Here is a 2,092-nt window from a genome sequence, read left to right on the forward strand (position 1 = left end):
GCGCGGCGGCCGGGTAGCCGTCGGCAGTGGGCCGGGCAATCCCAACGGCGGGTCTGGCAACGGGTTTGACCGAGGCCCGGCGGCCTGGTCAACCGATGGTGCTTCGGCGTGGACCCCCGCAGTGGTGACGTCCCCGGCCGGTTCCGGACCGGGCGTGATGACCGGCGTCGCAAGCGTCGGCGGCCGGCTCGTGGCAGTCGGCTGGACCGCACCCCCAGGCGCAGGACCCTCCCAGGCCGTACCGACGGCATGGGTCTGCACGGATGGGCGTACCTGGCAGGCGGTCGGCGGTGATCTCAGTGGCAGTCCGGGGCAGATGAGCGACGTCGTCGCGGTGCCCGGCGGCCTGCTGGCCGTCGGCGTCGACCGCGGCACCGATCACGACGGGGATGTCGCCGTGTGGCGCTCCGCCGACGGCCAGACCTGGCGGCGGGAAACAGTGACCGGGGCCGGTGGTCTGGGCACCCAGACCCTCGACCGGGTCGTGGCGCTGCCCGGCGGCACCCTGCTCGCGGTGGGTCAGGAACCCGAGGGTGCCGGTACGTCAGCCCACTTCCGACGGTCAGCGGACGGGAGAAGCTGGCAGGATGCGCCGACCGACCTACCGCCAGACGCGGTCGTCACCGTCCTGGCCCTCACATCCAACGGTCGGCTGTTGGCCGGTGGGTCGATCCTCGACACCCCCGGCAGGCGCCGGCCGGTGATCTGGCTCTGCGACGAGCAGATGCGTACCTGTCAACGACAGGACGTCATCCCGCCACAGCAAACGCCTCCAGCGGCAACGCCGAGTATCAGGATCTATACATCATCCGTGACCGGTGCGACCATCACCGCCGCGGGCACGTCCGATGCGTCCGGTGACTCCCGCGCGACCGTATGGACCCTGGTGCTCGACCAACCCCGGTGAGACGCCACCGGCCGGTAGGACGGCGTCGGCTGAGACGGATGCCGCCGAGTGCGACAGGCACACCGGTTCGGGCCACGGCGAGACAACTCCCGGCATTCCCGACACGGCACGCGGCGCACCGTAGAGTGACCAGGCGACGACCATTGCGGGAGCTGGTGGAGGGTAGGCAAGCCATGAGGCGGCGGTTCAACACGGCGGGGCCGTGCCTGCCCGCGTACCACTACATGATCCCCCCGTTGGGGCGGCTGCCGGAGGCGCCCGATCTGGTCGCCCAGATGGGCTATTTCGTGGTGCATGCCCCGCGGCAGACGGGGAAGACGACCACGCTGCGGGCGCTGGCCGAGGAGCTGACCGCCGGCGGCGAGTATGCGGCGCTGGCCTTCTCGTGTGAGGTTGGGCGAGCCGCGGGCGACGACTACGGCGCTGCGGTGCATGGCATCCTCGACAGGATCCGGATCCGCGCCGAGACCGCCCTGCCCGCGGAGCTGCGCCCACCCCCCTGGCCGGAGGCGTCCGACACGGGCTTGCTTGCGGCGGCGCTTGCGGCGTGGGCACATGCCTGCCCGCGGCCGTTGGTGCTGTTTTTCGACGAGATCGACGCGCTGTATGGTGCGAGCCTGGTCAGCGTACTCAGCCAGCTTCGGGACGGGTTCAACGAGCGGCCGGAGGGGTTTCCCGCCTCAGTGGCGCTGTGTGGACTGCGCGATGTGCGCGATTACAAAGCCGCCAGTGGTGGCGACCCGAACCGGCTCGGCACCGCCAGCCCCTTTAACATCAAGCTCAAGTCGCTGCGGCTGGGGGATTTCACCGCCGCCGAGGTGGCTGAGTTGTACGGCCAGCACACGGCCGAGACCGGGCAGGAGTTCACCCCGATGGCGGTGGAACGGGCTGTGGAGTTGACCGCGGGGCAGCCGTGGCTGGTCAACGCGTTGGCCAACGAGATCGTCGAGGAACTCGCGGTCCCGCCCACCGAGCCGATCACTGTGGACCATGTGGAGCAGGCGAAGGAGCGGTTGATTCTGGCGCGCGCCACGCATCTGGACTCGTTGGCGTCCAAGCTCGTCGAGTCGCGGGTGCGTCGGGTTGTGGAGCCGGTGCTGGCCGGTACGTTGACCCAGCTCGACCCGTACGACGACGACCTGCAGTATGCGTGTGACCTCGGGCTGGTCGCGGCGGGATTGCCGT

1 protein-coding gene and 1 pseudogene are annotated in these 2,092 nt (G+C 70.3%); both read left to right on the forward strand.

Going from position 1 to position 2,092, the window contains the following annotated elements; translation table 11 throughout:
• Nucleotides 1–907 (forward strand): annotated as a pseudogene (locus U9978_RS18770) (sialidase family protein); the annotation flags it as partial.
• A gap of 173 nt (nucleotides 908–1,080) precedes the next feature.
• Nucleotides 1,081–2,092, forward strand: a 1,012-nt coding sequence (locus U9978_RS18775; protein WP_322762444.1) for an AAA family ATPase, incomplete at its 3' end; no start/stop codon positions are given.

Origin of the sequence: Protofrankia sp. Cr2 (assembly GCF_963555885.1) — a bacterium.
GTDB lineage: Bacteria > Actinomycetota > Actinomycetes > Frankiales > Frankiaceae > Protofrankia.